Source organism: Microvirga sp. VF16, assembly GCF_016864375.1.
Classification (GTDB): Bacteria; Pseudomonadota; Alphaproteobacteria; order Rhizobiales; family Beijerinckiaceae; genus Microvirga.
The window spans coordinates 3106652-3124976 of record NZ_CP069354.1 but is presented as its reverse complement, the minus strand read 5'-3'; the positions used below and the strand labels follow the sequence as shown (position 1 = coordinate 3124976).

Here is an 18325-nt window from a genome sequence, read left to right as displayed (position 1 = left end):
TCCTCAAAAGGCGGTCTCGGGCAGGCTGCGGGATTCGATCCGCTGCGGTGCGAGCCCCTCCGCCGCAAGGGCCTCGAACACCTCCAATGTATGTTGTCTGTCCCGTGTTTCGATAGTGATGTCGATGGAAACGCCCTTGGCCGGCACGTCCAGGAAGAGGCGCCCGTGTGAGACCTCAAGAATATTGGCGCCCAGATTGCCGAGAAGGCTCGCCACGCGCCCCAGGAAACCGGGCCTGTCATGGGAGGTGATGCGGAAGGAAGTGATCCGGTCGTCCCGCTCCAGCTCACGTACCATAACAGAGGCCAGGATCCGCGCATCGATGTTGCCGCCGCAGAGCACGAGACCGACCCGCTTGCCCTGGAACCGCTCAGGCTCTGCCAGCATGGCGGCGAGGCCCGCAGCGCCCGCGCCCTCCGCCATCGTCCTCTGCAGGGTGGCATAGGCATTGACCGCGCGCTCGATCAGCGCCTCCTCGACCGGGAGGATCTCGGACACGAGATCGCGCACGATGGGCAGGGGCAACTGGCCTACGGTTTTCACCGCGATGCCCTCCGCCAGGGTCGCGCCGCCGATGGGACGGTTCTCGCCGAGAATGGCATTGCGGAAGGACGGGTAGAGGGCGGCCTCCACGCCGACGATCTCGATGGACGGTTTCAGCGCCTTCGCGGCGATCGTGATGCCGGAGATCAGCCCGCCGCCGCCGATGGGAACCACGATCTGGTCGAGATCAGGCGCGTCGGCCAGCATTTCCAGAGCGATGGTGCCCTGGCCCGCCATGACCTTCGGGTCGTCATAGGGATGGACGAAGATGAGCCCTTCCGCATCGGCAATTGCGCGGGCGCGGGCGGCGGATTCGTAGAGTGTCTCGCCCTCCAGGATGACCCGGGCGCCATAGGAGCGGGTGTTCTCTGCCTTCACCAGGGGTGTGCCTTCCGGCATCACGATGGTGGCGGGAATGCCGAGGCGGCGTGCGTGGTAGGCGACCGCCTGGGCATGGTTGCCCGCCGACATGGCGATGACACCGTGCTTGCGCTCAGCCTCGGAGAGACTCTCCAGCTTCGTGGCGGCGCCGCGCTCCTTAAAGGAACCGGTCGGCTGCATGTTCTCGTGCTTCACGAACACCGTCGCGCCGGTCAACTGCGACAGGCGAGGGGCCGGCACGAGGGGCGTCCGTAGGACCTTGCCCTCGATCGTCTCTGCTGCGCGCTTCACATCCTCGATGGTGATGGCGTAATCGGCCACATTGTCCTCCGAAATCTTACTATACGCCCTTAAACGGGTCTTGGTGTCGGATCCTTGAAGCCCAGCAATCCGCCGGGCCGGAAGATCAGGAATACGACGAGGGCCGCATAAAGCGCCATGTCGCGCACTTCGATGGGGAGATATGCCGACCACAGGGTCTCGAACAATCCCACCGCGAAACCTCCTAACATCGCGCCGGGGATCGAGCCAATACCGCCGATGATGGCGGCAATCAGCGCCTTAAGACCGTATTGGAAGCCGCCGGCGAAGCCCAAGCCCCCATACTGCGCAACAATCAGCATCCCCGAGAGACCCGCCATGGCTCCTGCAAGCGCCAATGTTTGGATCAGAAGGCGAGGGCCGTTGACGCCCATGAGGGCTGCTGCAAGGGCATCGTCCGCATAAGCACGCCAGGCTCGTCCGAAGCTCGTTGCCTGGACGAGCCAAAGGAGGCTTACGGCCGCGATCAGACCGATGCCGGCTGTGATTACCGTGATCGGTGTCAGACTGACGAGAAAATTCTGGGCGCGGAAGAGAGGCCAGGCCTCGGACCAGATGGGCGGCAGCCAGACTGTCACGGGGCTCTGCACGAGGCGCAGGTATTCCATCAGGAACAGGGAGAGGCCCACCGTCGCGATCAGGCTCGGCTGCGGGCTGGTGCTGACGATGCGGCCGATGGTGAAGTAGCCGCCGACCGCGCTGTGGATCGCGCCTGCAAAGAGAGAGGCGGCAAGACCCGCCGCAAGGCCGAGAACGGGCGAACTCGCGCCGAAGCCCAGCATGATCGAGGCCCCGGCAATCGTCGCCGCCGAGCCGATCGCCGCCAGTTCTCCGAAGGCCAGATTGATCCGTCCGCTCAGCCCGAACACGAGGGCGAAGGCGACTGACAGCAGGGCATAGATCGCCGTCCGCGGCAGGCTCACCAGGATCTGTTGCAACCAATATGCGACATCCATCGGGATCTCGATCACGTCGGCGGCCGGCTGGCTTCCCGGATCGCCGGCAGCTCCCTCCGGTGTGTCGAGATAGTAGCGCTTCAGGAGATAGAGACTGGCGCCGGAGAGCGGTCCTTCCTCGGTCGCGAGGCCCACCAGCTCAGTCTTGTTGGGAGAAAGTCCCTCTGCCACGAAATGGCAGATCGCGAAGCGTTCCAGGATCGGGCGGTCCGGATAATGGGCCAGGTAATCGACCCGCAGGCTTCTCGGCACGGGGCCGGTCTGCACCCGTTCAACGGTGATCGCCGCGTCGGGATTGAGAGCGGGCAGGGCGGAGCGGCACACTCGCGCCTGCTCCGCATCGATGGAGATCCCGCAAGCCGCCAAAAGACTCAGGCTCGATAGGACAGCGGTGAAGCACCAGATCCTGATGAGCCGTGAGCCTGTCACGAAACGGGGTCTTCGCTATTGGCGTCGGCTTTCAGCCCTGATTTTTCAGCTTTTCCGCAACCTGGGGGGCGAAATAGGTAAGGATGCCGTCCGCGCCAGCACGCTTGAAGGCCAGAAGGCTTTCCATCATCGCCCGTTCTCCGTCGATCCAGCCGTTGGCGGCTGCGGCCTGGATCATGGCATACTCGCCGGAGACTTGGTAGGCGAAGGTCGGAACGGCGAAGGTGTCCTTTGCGCGGCGCACGATGTCGAGATAGGGCAGGCCGGGCTTGACCATGATCATATCCGCGCCTTCCTCGAGATCGAGGGCGATCTCGCGCATGGCCTCGTCGGAATTCGCCGGATCCATCTGGTAGGTGCGCTTGTCGCCGACGAGCGTCGCGCTGGTGCCGATGGCGTCCCGGAACGGCCCGTAGAACGCGGAGGCGTATTTCGCCGCATAGGCCATGATCTGCACGTCCTGGAAGCCGGCCTCGTCGAGACCTTCGCGGATGGCGGCCACGCGCCCGTCCATCATGTCGGATGGGGCGATGATGTCGGCTCCCGCCTCCGCCTGGAGCACAGCCTGACGCACCAGGAGAGAGACCGTCTCGTCGTTGAGGATGCGATCGCCGTCCATCACGCCGTCATGGCCGTGACTCGTATAAGGATCGAGCGCGACGTCGCAGATGATGCCGATATTCGGCACGGCCTTCTTGATCTCGCGCACCGCGCGGCAGACCAGATTGCGGCTGTTGAGCGACTCGGACCCAGTCGGATCGCGCAAGGAAGGATCGGTGTAGGGAAAGAGCGCGATGGCGGGAATGTTGAGAGACGCTGCCCGCTCGGCCTCGCGCACCGCCTCGCCGATGGTGAGGCGCTCGACGCCGGGCATGGACGTCACAGGCTGGCGCCCGCTGGCGCCCTCGACGATGAAGATCGGCCAGATCAGGTCGTTCGCGGTCAGCACGTTCTCGCGCACCAGCCGCCGCGACCACTCGGCCTTGCGGTTGCGTCGCAGGCGGTGGGACAGGTTCAGGGAGGAAGAGGGAGCTTCATCCGAGGTGCGGCGGGGGAACGGCGACAGTTTCGACATCATCCTCATCCAATGCCAGCTTCGATGCGCCGGCGGAGGCCAAGAGGGTTAGCACATTTAAAACGCTCTAAAAAAGGGCTCGAGGTCGCAGTTCGGCCCAATCCATGTGAAATTGCCCTCAAACCAGCCATACATTGACGGCTGACGTGGGGTGTCACCCTTGGGCGAGCCGAAGGCGAGGGAAGAGGATCATAGCGCCGAGCGCGTGGGTGCGGTCCCTTCCTCTCAGCTCCGCGTCCTTCCGCGAATGACACTGTGTCCATTGACGGCTAGCCTGCGCCTTGTTTTAAGCCGCAGCGAGATGAAGGAGTGTTCCATGGACGAGAGCGTTGAAGTTCTCTGCGCGAAGCAGGGCGAGGCGGGTCTCATCACGCTCAACCGTCCGAAGGCGCTCAACGCTCTGACCCTGAACATGGTGCGCGAGATCCGCCGGGCGCTCGATGCCTGGGCGCAGGACCCCTCCGTCACGCGGATCGTCGTCCAGGGCGCGGGCGAGAAGGCCTTCTGCGCCGGTGGCGACATCCGGCAGCTCACCGAGGACCTCAAGGCCGGAAGGCGCGAGGAGGCGCTCGCCTTCTGGCGCGAGGAATATCAGCTCAACATTGCCATCAAGCGCTATCCAAAGCCGTATGTCTCCCTCATCGACGGGATCGTCATGGGCGGCGGTGTCGGCGTGTCGCTGCATGGCGCCTATCGGATCGCAGGCGACCGCTATCTCTTCGCCATGCCCGAGGTCGGCATAGGGTTTTTCCCTGATGTCGGCGCGACCTATGCGCTCCCGCGTCTGCCGGGGCAGACTGGCATGTATCTTGCCCTCACAGGCGAGCGGGTCAAACGCGCCGATGCGATGATGCTGGGGCTTGCGACCCATGCGGTTCCGAGCGGAAATATCGAGGGATTGCGCGAGGCGCTGATCGCCGGAGATCCCGTCGAGGTGGCCCTGTCCCGGGTCGCGACCGATCCCGATCAGGCTCCGCTGGAGACTGAGAGGGAGATCATCGATTCCTGCTTCTCCGCCGATAGCGTCGTCGAGATCCTGGCCCGCCTCGACCAGGCTGCGGCAAACGGGTCAGAGTTCGCCGCCAAGACCGCCGCAGGCATGCGGGCGAAATCGCCGACCAGTATGAATCTCGCCTTCGAGCAGGTCCGCCGCGGAACGTCCATGGATTTCGAGGAGGCCATGAAGACCGAGTTCCGTATCGTGTCCCGGATCGGCGATGGCCATGACTTCTATGAGGGTGTGCGGGCAGTCCTGATAGACAAGGACAACCAGCCGCGCTGGCAGCCCGCTTCCCTGGATAAGGTGGACAGGGCCATCATCAACCGTCACTTCGCCAGCCTCGGCGACCGGGACCTGGAGATCGCCTGATGGCACGCAACGGCAGCCAAAGCTCATCCACTGCGGCGCGGGAGTATCTGTCCGATCGCATCGAGGAGCGTCCCGTCGCGCCCACCATCATGCGCTGGAGCTTCGTGCTCACCTGGTTCATGCGGGTCCTGGCGATCCTCTGGATCATGAAGGGCCTGAGCGCCTGGGCCGTAATCCTGGGCATCTGGACCCCCATCGGCCAGTTCGAGGCACGCTCGACGGGCTATCAGGCCACCATCATCTACTTCGCCCTGATCGACCTGATCGCGGCGGTCGGCCTTTGGATGGCGAGCACTTGGGGCGGCATCATGTGGCTGCTCGCCATCATGAGCCACCTGATTCTCGCGGCATTTTTCCCAGGGATCGTCTCCGGCGGCGTCATGACAGTGGCATTCTTCCTGACGCTGATGACCGTCTATCTCGGCATGTCATGGCTGGCGGCTCAGGAGAACCACTGAGGCGGCTGCGGAACGGCCAAGCTCCTCACGCAGAAGTGTATCCTCAAGAGCACAGTTCAAAGTTACATAGGCGCCGAAGGCGGTTCCGAGGCTCGAGAAACTCCGGACAGGCCCGTTTGCCATAAAACGGCCCCGATGTTCCTCGTTTTCGATACCGTTCTTTAATCCTATCCCGGCACTTATCGCTGGGAGAGGGGGCAGATGCGGATATTCGTCCGCCGCTTCCACAGTCGACAACATCTAACCGGGAAGAGCCTGCGCTCATGTTCTCTCGCCGTACCCTCCTGACCGGATCGCTCGCCCTGATCTTCACGCCGGCTACCGGAGCCTTGGCCCAGCAATTCGCGCAGAGCCAGGCCGAGTGGTCGCAGAACTACGAGGCAGTCTCCCGCACCCGCGTGCAGCGGACCTCGACCCCGATGGTCTCGGCCGAGTCGCTCGCTGCCACCGAGCAGATGATCGAGTATTACCGCAACATCGCCGCCCGCGGCGGCTGGCAGCCTGTCCAGGGCGTCCAGGGCCTGCGCATCGGCTCGAAGAGCCCGGCCGTCATCGCGCTGCGCCAGCGCCTGATCGTTACCGGCGATCTCGACCAGACAGCCGGCGAATCGCCGATCTTCGATTCCTACGTCGAGGCCGGCGTACGCCGCTTCCAGGCCCGCCACGGCATCAGCTCCACCGGCACCATGACTGGCCCGACCGTCGTTGCCATGAACGTGCCGGTCGAGATGCGCATCCGCCAGCTTGAGATCAACGTGGCTCGCCTGCGCAGCCTCGCCTCCGGACTGACGAACAAATACATCGTCGCCAACATCCCCGCCGCTCTCGTCGAGACGGTGGAGGGCGGCGTCGTCCACACCCGCCACGCCGCCGGCGTCGGCAAGATCGACCGTCAGTCGCCGCTGCTCAATTCCAAGGTCGTCGAGATCAACTTCAACCCGTTCTGGACGGCTCCTGCCTCGGTGGTCAAAAAGGACCTCATTCCGAAGATGCAGAAGGAGCCGAACTACCTCACCGAGAACAGGATCCGCATCTTCAATGCGGCCGGGCAGGAGGTTCCCTCCAGCCAGATCAACTGGTTCTCGGACGAGGCGACCCGCTATCGCTTCCGCCAGGATCCGGGCGGCGACCTGAACTCCATGGGCTTCGTGCGCATCAACATCCCGAACCAGCACGGCGTCTACATGCACGATACGCCCTCCAAGGGTATCTTCGGTGACGATTTCCGCTTCGTCTCCTCGGGCTGCATCCGCATCCAGAACGTGCGCGACTACATCGAGTGGCTCCTGAAGGACACCCCGGGCTGGACCCGCGAGCAGATCGACGCGACCTTCAAGTCCGGTGAGCGCATCGACGCCCGTCTGGCGCAGGCGGTTCCGATCCACTGGGTCTATGTCACCGCCTGGGCGACCCCGGACGGCCTCGTGCAGTTCCGCGACGACATCTACAACAAGGACGGCCTCGGCAACGCCATCCCGGTCGCGAGCCGCACCCCGACCGAGCCGGACGCCGAGATGTTCCTGCAGAACTGAGATTCTGAGACAACGCTCCCGACAGCCCGCCCCTGGCGGGCTGTTGCATTTCAAAAGCTTAGTAGACATGTCTCAAGCGTGGGTTGGCTCCCTTGAGCCAGCCATGATAAAGGCCTGGGCAAATTCAGTCCGAGCGGCCGGTTCGAGCCGGGCTCACAGGAAGGCGAGGGTTAACCCATGAGCGCGAGTGAAGCGGCACGCAGCCATCTGTCCAATAGCTTTTTCTCGGCGAGCCTCGCCGACAGCGATCCCGAGATCGCCCGGGCCATCGGGCTCGAACTCGGCCGCCAGCGCGACGAGATCGAGTTGATCGCCTCCGAGAACATCGTCTCCCGGGCCGTCCTGGAGGCCCAGGGCTCGGTGATGACCAACAAATACGCGGAAGGCTATCCGGGCCGCCGCTATTACGGCGGCTGCCAGTTCGTCGACATGGCCGAGGAGCTTGCTATCGAGCGCGCCAAGCGCCTGTTCGACTGCAAGTTCGCCAACGTCCAGGCCAATTCCGGCTCCCAGGCCAATCAGGCCGTGTTCATGGCGCTGATGAAGCCCGGCGACACCTTCATGGGCCTCGATCTCGCCTGCGGCGGCCACCTGACCCACGGCTCTCCGGTCAACATGTCCGGCAAGTGGTTCAACGTGGTCAGCTACAAGGTGCGCGAGAGCGACCAGATCATCGACATGGACGAGGTCGCGCGCCTCGCCCGCGAGCACAAGCCGAAGGTGATCGTGGCTGGCGGCTCGGCCTATTCCCGTTTCTGGGATTTCGCCCGCTTCCGTGAGATCGCTGACGAGGTCGGTGCCTTCTTCATGGTGGACATCGCGCATTTCGCGGGCCTCGTGGCCGGCGGCGCGCACCCATCGCCGTTCCCCCATGCCCATGTGGTCACCACTACAACCCACAAGACCCTGCGCGGCCCGCGCGGCGGCATGATCCTCACCAATGAGGAGGACATTGCCAAGAAGGTCAATTCCGCGATCTTCCCCGGCCTCCAGGGTGGTCCGCTCATGCACGTGATCGCGGCGAAAGCCGTCGCATTCGGTGAGGCCCTGCGTCCAGAGTTCAAGCTCTATGCCCGCTCAGTGGTCGACAACGCCAAGGTGCTGGCCGACGCCATGCTGGAGGGCGGCTATGCCATCGTGGCCGGCGGCACGGACAACCACCTGATGCTGGTCGACCTGCGTCCGAAGAAGCTCACCGGCAAAGCGGCGGAAGCAGCCCTTGGCCGCGCCCATATCACCTGCAACAAGAACGGCGTGCCTTTCGACCCCGAAAAGCCGATGGTGACCTCCGGCATCCGTCTCGGCACCCCCGCTGCCACCTCGCGCGGCTTCGGCGTCGCCGAGTTCAGGAAGGTGGGTGAGCTGATCGTCGAGACCCTCGATGGCCTCGCCAAACACGGCGACGAGGCCAACGCGGCAATTGAGGAATCGGTCAAGCAGCGCGTTCACGAGCTGACCCGCCGGTTCCCGATTTACACCTGAGGTTTGGGCTGATCTATGCGTTGCCCCTATTGCGGGAGCCTGGACACCCAGGTGAAGGATTCCCGCCCCACGGACGATTCCTCGTCCATCCGTCGCCGCCGCATCTGCCCGGATTGCGGCGGTCGCTTCACGACCTTCGAGCGCGTGCAACTGCGCGAGCTGACGGTCCTGAAGCGCTCCGGCCGGCGGGTGCCGTTCGACCGGGATAAGCTCCAACAATCGGTGGAAGTTGCCCTGCGCAAGCGTCCGGTCGATCCCGAGCGGGTCGAGCGGATGATCAACGGCATCGTGCGCCAGCTCGAAAGCATGAGCGATGGCGAGGTGCCGAGCGAGACGGTGGGTGAACTCGTCATGGAAGGGCTGAAGGGCCTCGATGACGTGGCCTATGTCCGCTTTGCTTCCGTCTACAAGAATTTCCGTGAGGCCAAGGACTTCGAGGAGATTCTTGGCAAGCTGGCTGAGGGCGAGTCAGAGGACGATCTGCCGCCTCCGCCGAAGAAAAAGCGCGCCCCGAGCGAGCAATGAATTCTCCGGGGGCGACAGGGCAGCAATCCGAACGGGCCAGTCAGGATGAGCGCTTCATGCGCTTGGCGATTGCCCTGGGCGAGCGCCACCTCGGCCTGACCTGGCCGAATCCGTCGGTCGGCGCGGTCGTCGTGGATGAGAGCGGCGACGCGTCGGTCATCGTCGCTCAAGGCGCGACGCAGCCCGGAGGTAGGCCGCATGCGGAGCGGGTGGCGCTGGGGGCTGCCGGCGAGCGGGCCAGGGGCGCGACGCTTTACGTAACCTTGGAGCCCTGCGCGGCCCGCAGCAGCAGCAATCACGGTGCATCCTGCACCGATCTCATCGTTGCCGCGGGGATCGAGCGGCTGGTGGTCAGCGTATCCGATCCGAGCCCCTTTGCCGGTGGGCAGGGACGGGATCGTTTCGCGCAGGCGGGCATTGCTATGTCGTCCGGATGCCTTGCCCGCGAAGGTCAAAGGCTTCACCGTGGTCACATCACCCGCGTCACCAAGGGGCGGCCCGCGGTGACGGTGAAGCTTGCCCGCAGCACCGAGGGCTTTGCCGGATCGCGCCACGGTCCGCGCCTGATGCTCACCGGTGAAATTGCCAATGCAAAAGTCCATCTGATGCGCGCCCATGCCGATGCGATCATGGTCGGGGTCGGCACCGTTCTTGCAGACGATCCGCTGCTCAATGTGCGCCTGCCGGGTCTTGAGGCCCGCTCGCCTATCCGCATCATTGTCGATTCCAGTCTGCGGACGCCTCCAACCGCTCGCGTGGTCTCTGGGGCACACGACATCCCGACCTGGATCGTGACGACGGTCGAGGCGCCGGTCGAGGCGGAAAAAGTGCTCACCGCTCAGGGCGTCGAAGTCCTGCGGGTCTCGGCGGGTGCGGATGGCCGCGTCTTGCTGGAGGAGGCGTTGCAGTTTCTCGGCACACGCGGCCTGACACAGATTTTCTGCGAGGGCGGCCCCGAACTGGCGGATGCGCTCGCCGGGGCCGATCTTATCGATGAGCTGGTCCTGATCACCGGCCGCTCAGCCCGAGGGCAGGGCGATGCGCCGGCCCTCGGCCCGTCGCTCCAGGACCGCATGGACCTTCTCGATGGCTGGGCCGAGGAGCAGATCGGCCCCGATCTTTTCATGTTCTGGGAGAGACCCTGATGTTTACGGGTATCGTCACCGATGTCGGTGAGATTGCAACCGCCGAGGGGGCTCAAGGAACCCTGAAGCGCCTGCGCATCCATGCATCCTTCGACCCCGCCACCATTGCGCTCGGCGCCTCCATCGCCTGTGGCGGGCCATGCCTCACTGTGGTCGCTGTCGGCCCACGCGAGGGCGGTTGCTGGTTCGATGTGGATGCCGCCGCCGAAACCCTGGATCGCACCACCGTGGGCGATTGGCAGTCCGGTACCAAGGTCAATCTGGAGCGTTCGCTGAAGATCGGCGACGAGCTCGGCGGCCATATCGTCACTGGACACGTGGACGGCATCGCCACCATCGTGGCCAAGGAAGCGATCACCGCCGGCGACGATCCATGGGGACCGACCGCCCGCTTCACCATCAAGGCGCCGCCGGCGCTGGCCCCGTTCATCGCTGAAAAGGGTTCCGTCTGCCTCGACGGCACGTCGCTGACGGTGAATTCCGTCAACGACGACATGTTCTCCGTGCTCATCATCCCGCACACCCTCGCCGTCACCACCTGGGGCGAGCGGCAGGTGGGCGACAAGCTCAATCTCGAAGTCGATCTCATGGCGCGCTATGCCGCGCGGCTTGCGGATGCGCGCCGGGCGGAGTAGGGACGTTTAACTTTCCTTGACATAGCCCTCAGCTTGAGGGTCCGGCCGATAAGGATGCAGCGCGGGTTTCCCTCCCCCTTGTGGGGAGGGCCAGGGTGGGGGTGTGAGCGCCAATCGTTCAGAATGTGACGCTGACACCCCCACCTCCAACTCCTCCCCACAAGGGGGAGGAGGGCTGCCAACGCTTTATCGGCTGGGCACTCCGATTGAGAGACGACACTGATAAAGGTTTTTGAGCCACATGGTCGCGCCTTCCGATAAGCCGAAAAACCCCCGTCTGCCGGTCCCCGGCGCCCGCATCCTGATCGTCGAAGCCCGCTTCTACGATGACCTCGCCGATGAGCTTCTGCGCGGCGCGAAAGGCGCGGTCGAGGCGGCACAGGCGAGCATGGATGTGCTGACGCTCGACGGTGCGCTCGAAATCCCGGCCACCATCGCGATCGCCCTCGATGCCGCCGAGAAGGCCGGCAGGCCCTACGACGCCGTCGTGGCTCTCGGCTGCGTCATCCGCGGCGAGACCGGGCATTACGACATCGTCGCCGGCGAGAGCGCTCGCGCCCTGATGGACCTGTCGGTCGAGCGCCGCATTCCTCTCGCCAACGGCATCCTCACCGTGGAGAATGAGGAGCAGGCTTGGACCCGCGCGAAGGTGAATGAATTGAATAAGGGCGGAGGAGCGGTGGACGCGGCTCTGGCTGTCCTGCGCATCAAGCGCCAACTCGTGGAGGGCTGATCATGACGAAGCCAGCAGAGCGCTCGGCCGCTCGCCTCGCTGCCGTCCAGGCCCTTTATCAGATGGACGTGTCGGGCAAAACCGTACTCGACGCGCTCGCCGAGTTCGAGACCTTCTGGATCGGCCGTGAGGTCGAGGGCATCGAGTTCCAGCCGTCGGACAACGCTTTCTTCCGCGACATTCTCTCGGGCGTGGTCAAGAACCAGCGCGAGATCGACGTGAAGATCGACAATGCCCTTGCCACCGACTGGCCGCTGAAGCGCGTCGAAGCGGTGCTGCGGGCCATCCTGCGCGCGGGCGGCTATGAGCTGATGTTCCGCAAGGACGTGCCCGCGCGCGTCGTCATCACCGAATATGTGGACGTCACACACGGCTTCTACGGTGAGGACGAGCCCGGCCTCGTAAATGCGGTGCTCGACAAGGTCACCCGCGATGTCCGCCCCGGTGAGCTGGAAAAGAAGGCCGCCGGGCAGGGCAAGCGGTAAGACGATGCGGGCGGGGATTGTCAGCCGATGAGTTCGAAGGAACGCCCCGGCGAGGACAGTCTGATCGCCCGCTTCTTCGCCCCCATCGCCGGTGAAGGCGGCCTTGGCCTCAAGGACGACGCTGCCCGCCTCACCCCGAAGCCCGGCCACGATCTCGTCCTCACCGTCGATGCGCTAGTCGAGCACGTCCACTTTCTGCCCGAGGATGCTCCCGGCTCCATTGCCCGGAAAGCGCTAGGGGTGAATGTCTCGGATCTCGCCGCCAAGGGCGCCGACCCTGCCGGCTTCCTGCTCAGCCTTGCCCTGCCCGGTGACTGGACGGAGAACTGGCTTGCCGATTTTGCTGCTGGGTTGGGAGAGGCGTCCCGGGATTTCTCCTGCCCGCTCCTCGGTGGCGATACCGTGAAGGCGAGGGGACCCCTGACCCTCTCCGTGACCGCTGTCGGAGAAGTGCCGGCGGGTCGGATGGTCCGGCGCACTACGGCGCAAGTCGGGGATATCATCTGCGTCACCGGCACCATCGGCGATGCGGCGCTCGGGCTGACGCTCCGCTCCGCCCCGGCCTGGGCCGAGGGTCTCTCGCCTGAAGACAAGGCGCATCTGGCCGACCGTTATCTCCATCCCCGGCCGCGCCATCGTCTCGCTGCAGCTCTGCGCAACCACGCCAGCGCCGCCATGGACGTCTCCGACGGTCTCGCCGGCGATCTCGCCAAGATGATGCGGGCGAGTGGCGTCAGCGCTCTCATCGAAGCGGATCAGGTCCCGCTGTCGGCCGCCGCGGTGAGGGCTGTCCAGGCTTCGCCCGACCTGCTCGATCTCGCCCTGACCGGCGGGGACGATTACGAGATTCTCTGCAGCGTTCCGGAAAAGAATCTCGACAGTTTCCGGAAAGAGGCCGATAGCGTCGGGATCACCCTGTCCGTCATCGGCCGAGTCGTCTCAGGACAAGATCTGCCGGTCTTTCGGATGAACGATCTCGAAAGACGCTACGATGTCGGCTCCTACCAGCATTTCTGACACTTCCTTCCAGGCATTTTCCAGCGACGCCATCGCCAAGCACAATGCCGTGGTTCTCGCGGCCGCCATGGCTCTCGGCGGCTCGAGCCCGGCCATCGTGGTGTCGCTTGGCGGCCTCGTCGGCCAAGCCCTTGCGTCGAACAAGGAATTGGCGACGCTCCCGGTCAGCCTGCTCAATCTCGGTCTGGCTCTCGGCACCATTCCGGCCGCGATGCTGATGCGCAAGGCAGGGCGGCGCATCGGCTACATCATCGGGGCCGGAATCGGCCTTGCGGGCGGTTGCCTTGCCGCCTTTGGCATCGCCTCGTTCAGTTTCGTCCTGTTCTGCCTCGGCACCTTCATCATCGGCAGCTACGGCTCGTTCAACCAGAGCTATCGCTTCGCCGCCACCGACGCGGCCTCCGAGGCCTTCAAGCCCAGGGCAATCTCCTGGGTCATGACAGGCGGCCTGGTGGCAGGCGTGATCGGGCCTCAGACTGTGATCTGGACCCGGGACGCGGTCGAAGCCGCTCCCTTCGCCGGTGCCTTCCTGGGGCAGGCAACCCTGGCTCTGCTCTCAATGATCGTCGTTTCGTTCCTGCGGCCAGCCCCCATCAGCGTTGCCGCCACGAAGGCCGGTGGCCGGCCCCTGATCGAGATCGTGCGCCAGCCCCGTTTCATCGTGGCGGCGGTCTCTGGCCTCGTTTCCTATAGCCTTATGACCTTCATGATGACGGCGGCGCCACTGGCGATGATCGGCTGCGGTCATCCGGTCGGCGCGGCGGCGCTCGGCATCCAGTGGCATATCCTGGCCATGTTCGGGCCGAGCTTCTTCACCGGTCGCCTGATCGCCCGATTCGGCAAGAAACGGGTGACGGCCACCGGCCTCGTGCTGATCGCTCTTTCGGCCATCATCGGCCTGTCCGGCATCAGCATCGCGCATTTCTGGATAACACTCGTCCTTCTTGGGCTCGGCTGGAACTTCGGCTTTATCGGGGCCACCGTCCTGGTGATCGAATGCTACCGGCCAGAGGAACGCGCCAAAGTCCAGGCCGCCAACGACTTTCTCATCTTCGGCTCGGTCGCCATCGCCTCGTTCTCGTCGGGGAAGCTGCTGAGTGCCGGAGGCTGGGAAAGCGTGAACTGGCTGGTCTTCCCGCCCGTCATCGTCGCTCTAATTCTGCTAGCTTGGCGGCAGAGGACGAAGGGCATCGCACCCGCTTAAAGTATTAAGGCCTTCCTGTGAGTTGCGTCGGTAGGATTGTTGCGAACGGCCTAGTTTTTTGCCACCAAATATGACGTTCGCTGGGGGTAGGGGCCGGTCGAGGTCAGGAAACAGGCCTTGATGAGCGGCTTTCTGCTTTCCCATAACAAGGATGGCATGATGGCACTCACCCTAATTATCTTGGGCGGCCTTCTTTCGATTGCCTATGGCTTTTGGGCCATTAGCGATGTGATGAAGCGGGACGCCGGTTCTCAGCGCATGCAGGAAATCGCCGGTGCGATTGCCGAAGGCGCGAAAGCCTATCTCCGCAGGCAATACGCAACTATTGCCGTTGTGGGCGTCGTTCTATTCGCCATCATCGCCTACTTCCTCGGCATTCGGGTCGCCATCGGCTTTGCCATCGGCGCCATTCTTTCCGGAGCGGCAGGCTTCATCGGCATGAACGTGTCGGTTCGGGCCAATGTCCGCACCGCCCAAGCCGCAACCCAATCGCTCGGCGGCGGTCTTGACGTCGCCTTCAAGGCGGGCGCCGTCACCGGCATGCTGGTGGCCGGTCTCGCCCTTCTCGGGGTCGCTCTCTATTATGGCTACCTGACCCGCGTCTCCGGCCTGAACCCCTCCGACCGCGTGGTCATCGACAGCCTTGTGGCCCTGGGCTTCGGTGCTTCGCTGATCTCGATCTTCGCCCGTCTCGGCGGCGGTATCTTCACCAAGGGTGCCGACGTGGGCGGCGATCTCGTGGGCAAGGTCGAGGCCGGCATTCCGGAGGACGACCCGCGCAATCCAGCCACCATCGCCGACAACGTGGGCGACAATGTCGGCGACTGCGCCGGCATGGCGGCCGACCTGTTCGAGACCTACGCGGTGACCGTGGTCGCCACTATGGTTCTCGCGGCGATCTTCTTCGCCGGCCAGGCGACCCTCGACACCATGCTGATGTATCCGCTCGCCATCGGCGCGGCCTGCATCGTCACCTCGATCATCGGCAGCTTCTTCGTGAAGCTCGGGCAGAACGAGTCCATCATGGGCGCGCTCTACAAGGGCCTCATCGTGACCGGCATCCTGTCCGCGGCGGCAATTGCCGTGGTCACGTGGCAGATGATAGGTTTTGGGGCAGTTCCTGGTGCCGACTTCACGGGTCAGGCTCTGTTCTGGTGCGCGATCATCGGTCTCGCCGTGACGGCGCTGATCGTGGTCATCACGGAGTTCTATACCGGCGTCGGCTTCCGCCCCGTGCGCTCCATTGCACAAGCATCCGTGACGGGCCATGGCACGAACGTGATCCAGGGCCTCGCGGTCTCGCTGGAAGCGACCGCGCTGCCGACCATCGTCATCATCGCGGGCATCATCGTGGCCTTCAAGCTCGCCGGTCTGTTCGGCATCGCGATCGCCGTGACGGCCATGCTGGCACTCGCCGGCATGATCGTGGCCCTCGATGCCTTCGGGCCGGTGACCGACAATGCCGGCGGCATTGCTGAAATGGCCGGGCTGCCGAAGGAGGTCCGCAAGTCGACGGACGCTCTCGACGCGGTCGGCAACACCACGAAGGCGGTGACCAAGGGCTATGCCATCGGTTCTGCCGGTCTTGGCGCCCTGGTGCTGTTCGCGGCCTATACGTCGGACCTGAACTACTTCACCCAGAACGCGGCACAATACCCATACTTCCAGGGCGTGGCGCCGAACTTCTCCCTGACGAACCCTTACGTGGTGGTCGGTCTCCTGTTCGGCGGCCTCATCCCGTTCCTGTTCGGCGGCATCGCCATGACGGCGGTTGGCCGGGCAGCGGGCTCGGTGGTGGAGGAAGTGCGTCGTCAGTTCCGCGAGAGGCCGGGCATCATGGCCGGTACCGACCGTCCCGATTACGGTCGCGCCGTCGACATGCTCACCCGCGCCGCGATCAAGGAAATGATCGTGCCCTCGCTCCTGCCGGTGCTGGCGCCGATCGTGACCTACTTCATCGTCTATTGGGTGGCAGGCAAGTCCGAGGCCTTCTCGGCCGTGGGCGCCATGCTTCTCGGCGTGATCGTCACGGGCCTGTTCGTCGCCATCTCGATGACCTCGGGCGGCGGTGCCTGGGACAACGCCAAGAAGTCCTTCGAGGACGGCTTCACGGATGCCTCCGGCACAACCCACCATAAGGGCTCTGACGCCCACAAGGCTTCCGTCACGGGCGACACCGTCGGCGACCCCTACAAGGACACGGCAGGCCCTGCCGTGAACCCGGCGATCAAGATCACCAACATCATCGCCTTGCTGCTCCTCGCGATCCTCGCACATTCGTAAGAGCAGCGCGGTCAAACAGCATCAAGCCCGCGGCGAGAGCCGTGGGCTTCTTCTTTGGCTGGCGGACGCAAAGAAAATGGCCGGGACGAAAGCCCGGCCATCCCGAATTCTCGTGCTGCTGTCGGATCAGCCGAACGGGTTGAAGCTGGTCATGCCCTTGAAGATCTGACCGAGGAAGCTGGATTCCTCGCCGCCAGCCGGGGTGGTGCGGCTGATGAAGTCGAAGACCTTGCCGTCCTGCAGGCCGTAAAGGGCAACGCGCTCGACCCGTAGACCCTGGTCGAAATAGACGGCCGTGACTTGCTGATCGACCACCTGCTCGCCCATGAACTGCAGCGTGCGACGGGATTTCTGGCTGATATAGTACCAGTTGCGGTTGCCGACGGTGGACACGGTCGAAGGAGTTCCGAGGGTCTGGAGGACCTGATCGGCGCTCATACCCTTCTTCACCGAAGCGACGGCGCGCTCATCCACGACGTAGCCGCGTTGGAACTCGTCGCCCATCGTGCAGGCGGCTACGGACGAGGCGAGAACGGTTGCAGTAGCCAGGCGCACCAAAAGAGTATGATATCGACGCATCGTACGGTTCTTCCAGAAATGCGGCGCGGATAAGCTTGCGCCTACGGATGGTGATGGCGTAACCCGAGGCTACGATTTTGACAAGCTTGGAAGGGCAGAGCCGTGATCTTCAGTCTCTTCCGCAAGGACCCCCGGCGAACCACCATCGCGACTCTCTACAAGAGAATTGCGACGGCATCGCGCAACCCTGGGCTCTATGCGGCACTTGGCATCCCGGACACCCTGGAGGGGCGGTTCGAGGCCCTCTCGCTGCATATGGTATTGGCCCTGCGTGCCCTGCGCGAGCTCTCGCATCCGGCCGCTGAGGTCGCCAAGGACCTGACCGACGCCTTCTTCCGCGACATGGATGCTTCCTTAAGGGAAATGGGCGTCGGTGACACCGTCGTGCCGAAGCGGATGAAGAAAGTCGCCGAATCCTTCTACGGGCGAGCCCATGCCTATGATGCCCCTCTCAATGACGCCGACGAGGAAGGTTTGGCGCTGGCCCTCGGCCGCAACGTCTATGGCAGCGAGGCACCGGCCACGCCTCTGGCGCGTTATGCCCTCGCAGCCGACCAGGGATTCAAGGCAGTGGATCTGGATACGCTTCTGGAGACAGGGCCCGTTTTTCCCGTGCCCGAGACCTTTGCTTAAGGAGGCAACCCGATGACACCCGAAACCGTGGGGCCTTTGTCGCGGCTTATCGACGTCATGAAGATCCCGCCTCGCGGGCAGGAGGTCCATGTGGAGGCGACGGCCGAGGAATGTGCCGCGCTGGCCCGGGATTTCGGCCTGCCGGGGATCCAGGCGCTCTCCGGGGACTACCAGCTGAAAGCTTCCGCCAAGGGCATCCATGTGATGGGCGTGGTCAAGGCCTCGATCACCCAGGTCTGCGTGATGACTCTCGACCCATTCGATTCCATGATTGAGGAAGAGGTCGAGGTCGATTTCGCGGAGCCTTCAGGGATGCCGGCGGAACCTCCGACCGATATCAACGAATATGAGCCGCCGGATGAGATCGTGAATAGCCAGATTGACCTCGGCGCGCTCACGGCGGAGTTCCTGGCCCTCGGCCTCGATCCCTATCCGCGCAAGCCCGGCGTCGACTTCAGCTATACCGATCCTTCCGACGAGAAGGATACGCCGTTCGCCGCCTTGAACAAGCTAAAGGAAGGCAAGTAAGGGGCTGGTAGC

General features: G+C 64.1%; 18 protein-coding genes. 14 read left to right on the top strand and 4 right to left on the bottom strand.

Translation table 11 applies throughout. The annotated features are described in order from the left end of the window. Positions 1-3 precede the first annotated feature (3 nt). Genes JO965_RS14560 through hemB form a run of 3 tightly spaced genes read right to left on the bottom strand, consistent with a single transcriptional unit; the run spans position 4 to position 3705 of the window. The gene (locus tag JO965_RS14560; RefSeq protein ID WP_203439604.1) at positions 4-1245 is read right to left on the bottom strand and encodes a threonine ammonia-lyase; all 1242 of its coding nucleotides are present in this window, start codon (positions 1243-1245) and stop codon (positions 4-6) included. Between the two features lie 29 nt (positions 1246-1274). After that, the gene (locus JO965_RS14555; RefSeq protein WP_203439603.1) at positions 1275-2630 is read right to left on the bottom strand and encodes a branched-chain amino acid ABC transporter permease; all 1356 of its coding nucleotides are present in this window, start codon (positions 2628-2630) and stop codon (positions 1275-1277) included. 31 nt (positions 2631-2661) lie between these two features. Continuing rightward, positions 2662-3705 (bottom strand): porphobilinogen synthase, encoded by a 1044-nt coding sequence (hemB, locus tag JO965_RS14550; RefSeq protein WP_203444191.1) that lies wholly within the window; start codon positions 3703-3705, stop codon positions 2662-2664. A 316-nt stretch (positions 3706-4021) separates the two neighbouring features. On the opposite strand from hemB, the gene JO965_RS14545 reads away from it, so the two are divergent. From JO965_RS14545 to JO965_RS14490, 12 genes are all read left to right on the top strand, one after another. Next, positions 4022-5074, top strand: a complete 1053-nt coding sequence (locus JO965_RS14545; protein WP_203439602.1) for an enoyl-CoA hydratase/isomerase family protein — start codon at positions 4022-4024, stop codon at positions 5072-5074. Then, positions 5074-5532 carry a DUF6163 family protein gene (locus JO965_RS14540; protein ID WP_203439601.1) on the top strand — a complete coding sequence of 153 codons (459 nt, stop codon included), beginning with the start codon at positions 5074-5076 and terminating at the stop codon, positions 5530-5532. The genes JO965_RS14545 and JO965_RS14540 overlap by 1 nt, the downstream gene beginning before the upstream one ends. 263 nt (positions 5533-5795) lie before the next feature. Continuing rightward, positions 5796-7064 (top strand): murein L,D-transpeptidase, encoded by a 1269-nt coding sequence (locus JO965_RS14535; RefSeq protein ID WP_203439600.1) that lies wholly within the window; start codon positions 5796-5798, stop codon positions 7062-7064. A gap of 177 nt (positions 7065-7241) precedes the next feature. Then, complete coding sequence (glyA, locus tag JO965_RS14530) at positions 7242-8546, top strand: serine hydroxymethyltransferase (RefSeq protein ID WP_203439599.1); 1305 nt, start codon at positions 7242-7244, stop codon at positions 8544-8546. Between the two features lie 15 nt (positions 8547-8561). Next, positions 8562-9071 (top strand): transcriptional regulator NrdR, encoded by a 510-nt coding sequence (gene nrdR / locus JO965_RS14525; protein WP_203439598.1) that lies wholly within the window; start codon positions 8562-8564, stop codon positions 9069-9071. After that, a complete protein-coding gene (ribD, locus tag JO965_RS14520) occupies positions 9068-10216 on the top strand; it encodes a bifunctional diaminohydroxyphosphoribosylaminopyrimidine deaminase/5-amino-6-(5-phosphoribosylamino)uracil reductase RibD (RefSeq protein ID WP_203439597.1) in 1149 nt (382 codons plus the stop codon). The genes nrdR and ribD overlap by 4 nt, the downstream gene beginning before the upstream one ends. After that, complete coding sequence (locus JO965_RS14515; RefSeq protein WP_203439596.1) at positions 10216-10851, top strand: riboflavin synthase; 636 nt, start codon at positions 10216-10218, stop codon at positions 10849-10851. Before ribD ends, JO965_RS14515 begins: the two co-directional genes overlap by 1 nt. 241 nt (positions 10852-11092) lie before the next feature. Next, positions 11093-11584 (top strand): 6,7-dimethyl-8-ribityllumazine synthase, encoded by a 492-nt coding sequence (gene ribH, locus JO965_RS14510; protein ID WP_203439595.1) that lies wholly within the window; start codon positions 11093-11095, stop codon positions 11582-11584. Between the two features lie 2 nt (positions 11585-11586). Then, entirely contained in the window at positions 11587-12069 is a 483-nt protein-coding gene (gene nusB / locus JO965_RS14505; protein ID WP_203439594.1) for a transcription antitermination factor NusB, read from the top strand. A 27-nt stretch (positions 12070-12096) separates the two neighbouring features. Continuing rightward, the gene (gene thiL / locus JO965_RS14500) at positions 12097-13086 is read left to right on the top strand and encodes a thiamine-phosphate kinase (protein WP_203439593.1); all 990 of its coding nucleotides are present in this window, start codon (positions 12097-12099) and stop codon (positions 13084-13086) included. After that, positions 13061-14290 carry an MFS transporter gene (locus tag JO965_RS14495; protein WP_203439592.1) on the top strand — a complete coding sequence of 410 codons (1230 nt, stop codon included), beginning with the start codon at positions 13061-13063 and terminating at the stop codon, positions 14288-14290. Before thiL ends, JO965_RS14495 begins: the two co-directional genes overlap by 26 nt. Before the next feature lie 156 nt (positions 14291-14446). After that, positions 14447-16573, top strand: coding sequence for a sodium-translocating pyrophosphatase (locus JO965_RS14490; RefSeq protein ID WP_203444190.1), 2127 nt, complete (start codon positions 14447-14449; stop codon positions 16571-16573). Positions 16574-16699: 126 nt separating this feature from the next. Here JO965_RS14490 and JO965_RS14485 read toward each other — a convergent pair whose 3' ends face one another. After that, on the bottom strand, positions 16700-17152 hold the full coding sequence (locus JO965_RS14485) for an outer membrane protein assembly factor BamE (RefSeq protein WP_203439591.1): 453 nt from the start codon (positions 17150-17152) through the stop codon (positions 16700-16702). Positions 17153-17254: 102 nt separating this feature from the next. Between JO965_RS14485 and JO965_RS14480 the strand changes: the two genes are divergently transcribed. Both JO965_RS14480 and JO965_RS14475 read left to right on the top strand, forming a co-directional pair. Continuing rightward, complete coding sequence (locus JO965_RS14480; RefSeq protein WP_203439590.1) at positions 17255-17785, top strand: ubiquinol-cytochrome C chaperone family protein; 531 nt, start codon at positions 17255-17257, stop codon at positions 17783-17785. A gap of 12 nt (positions 17786-17797) precedes the next feature. Beyond that, complete coding sequence (locus JO965_RS14475) at positions 17798-18313, top strand: DUF177 domain-containing protein (protein ID WP_203439589.1); 516 nt, start codon at positions 17798-17800, stop codon at positions 18311-18313. Positions 18314-18325: the final 12 nt, after the last annotated feature.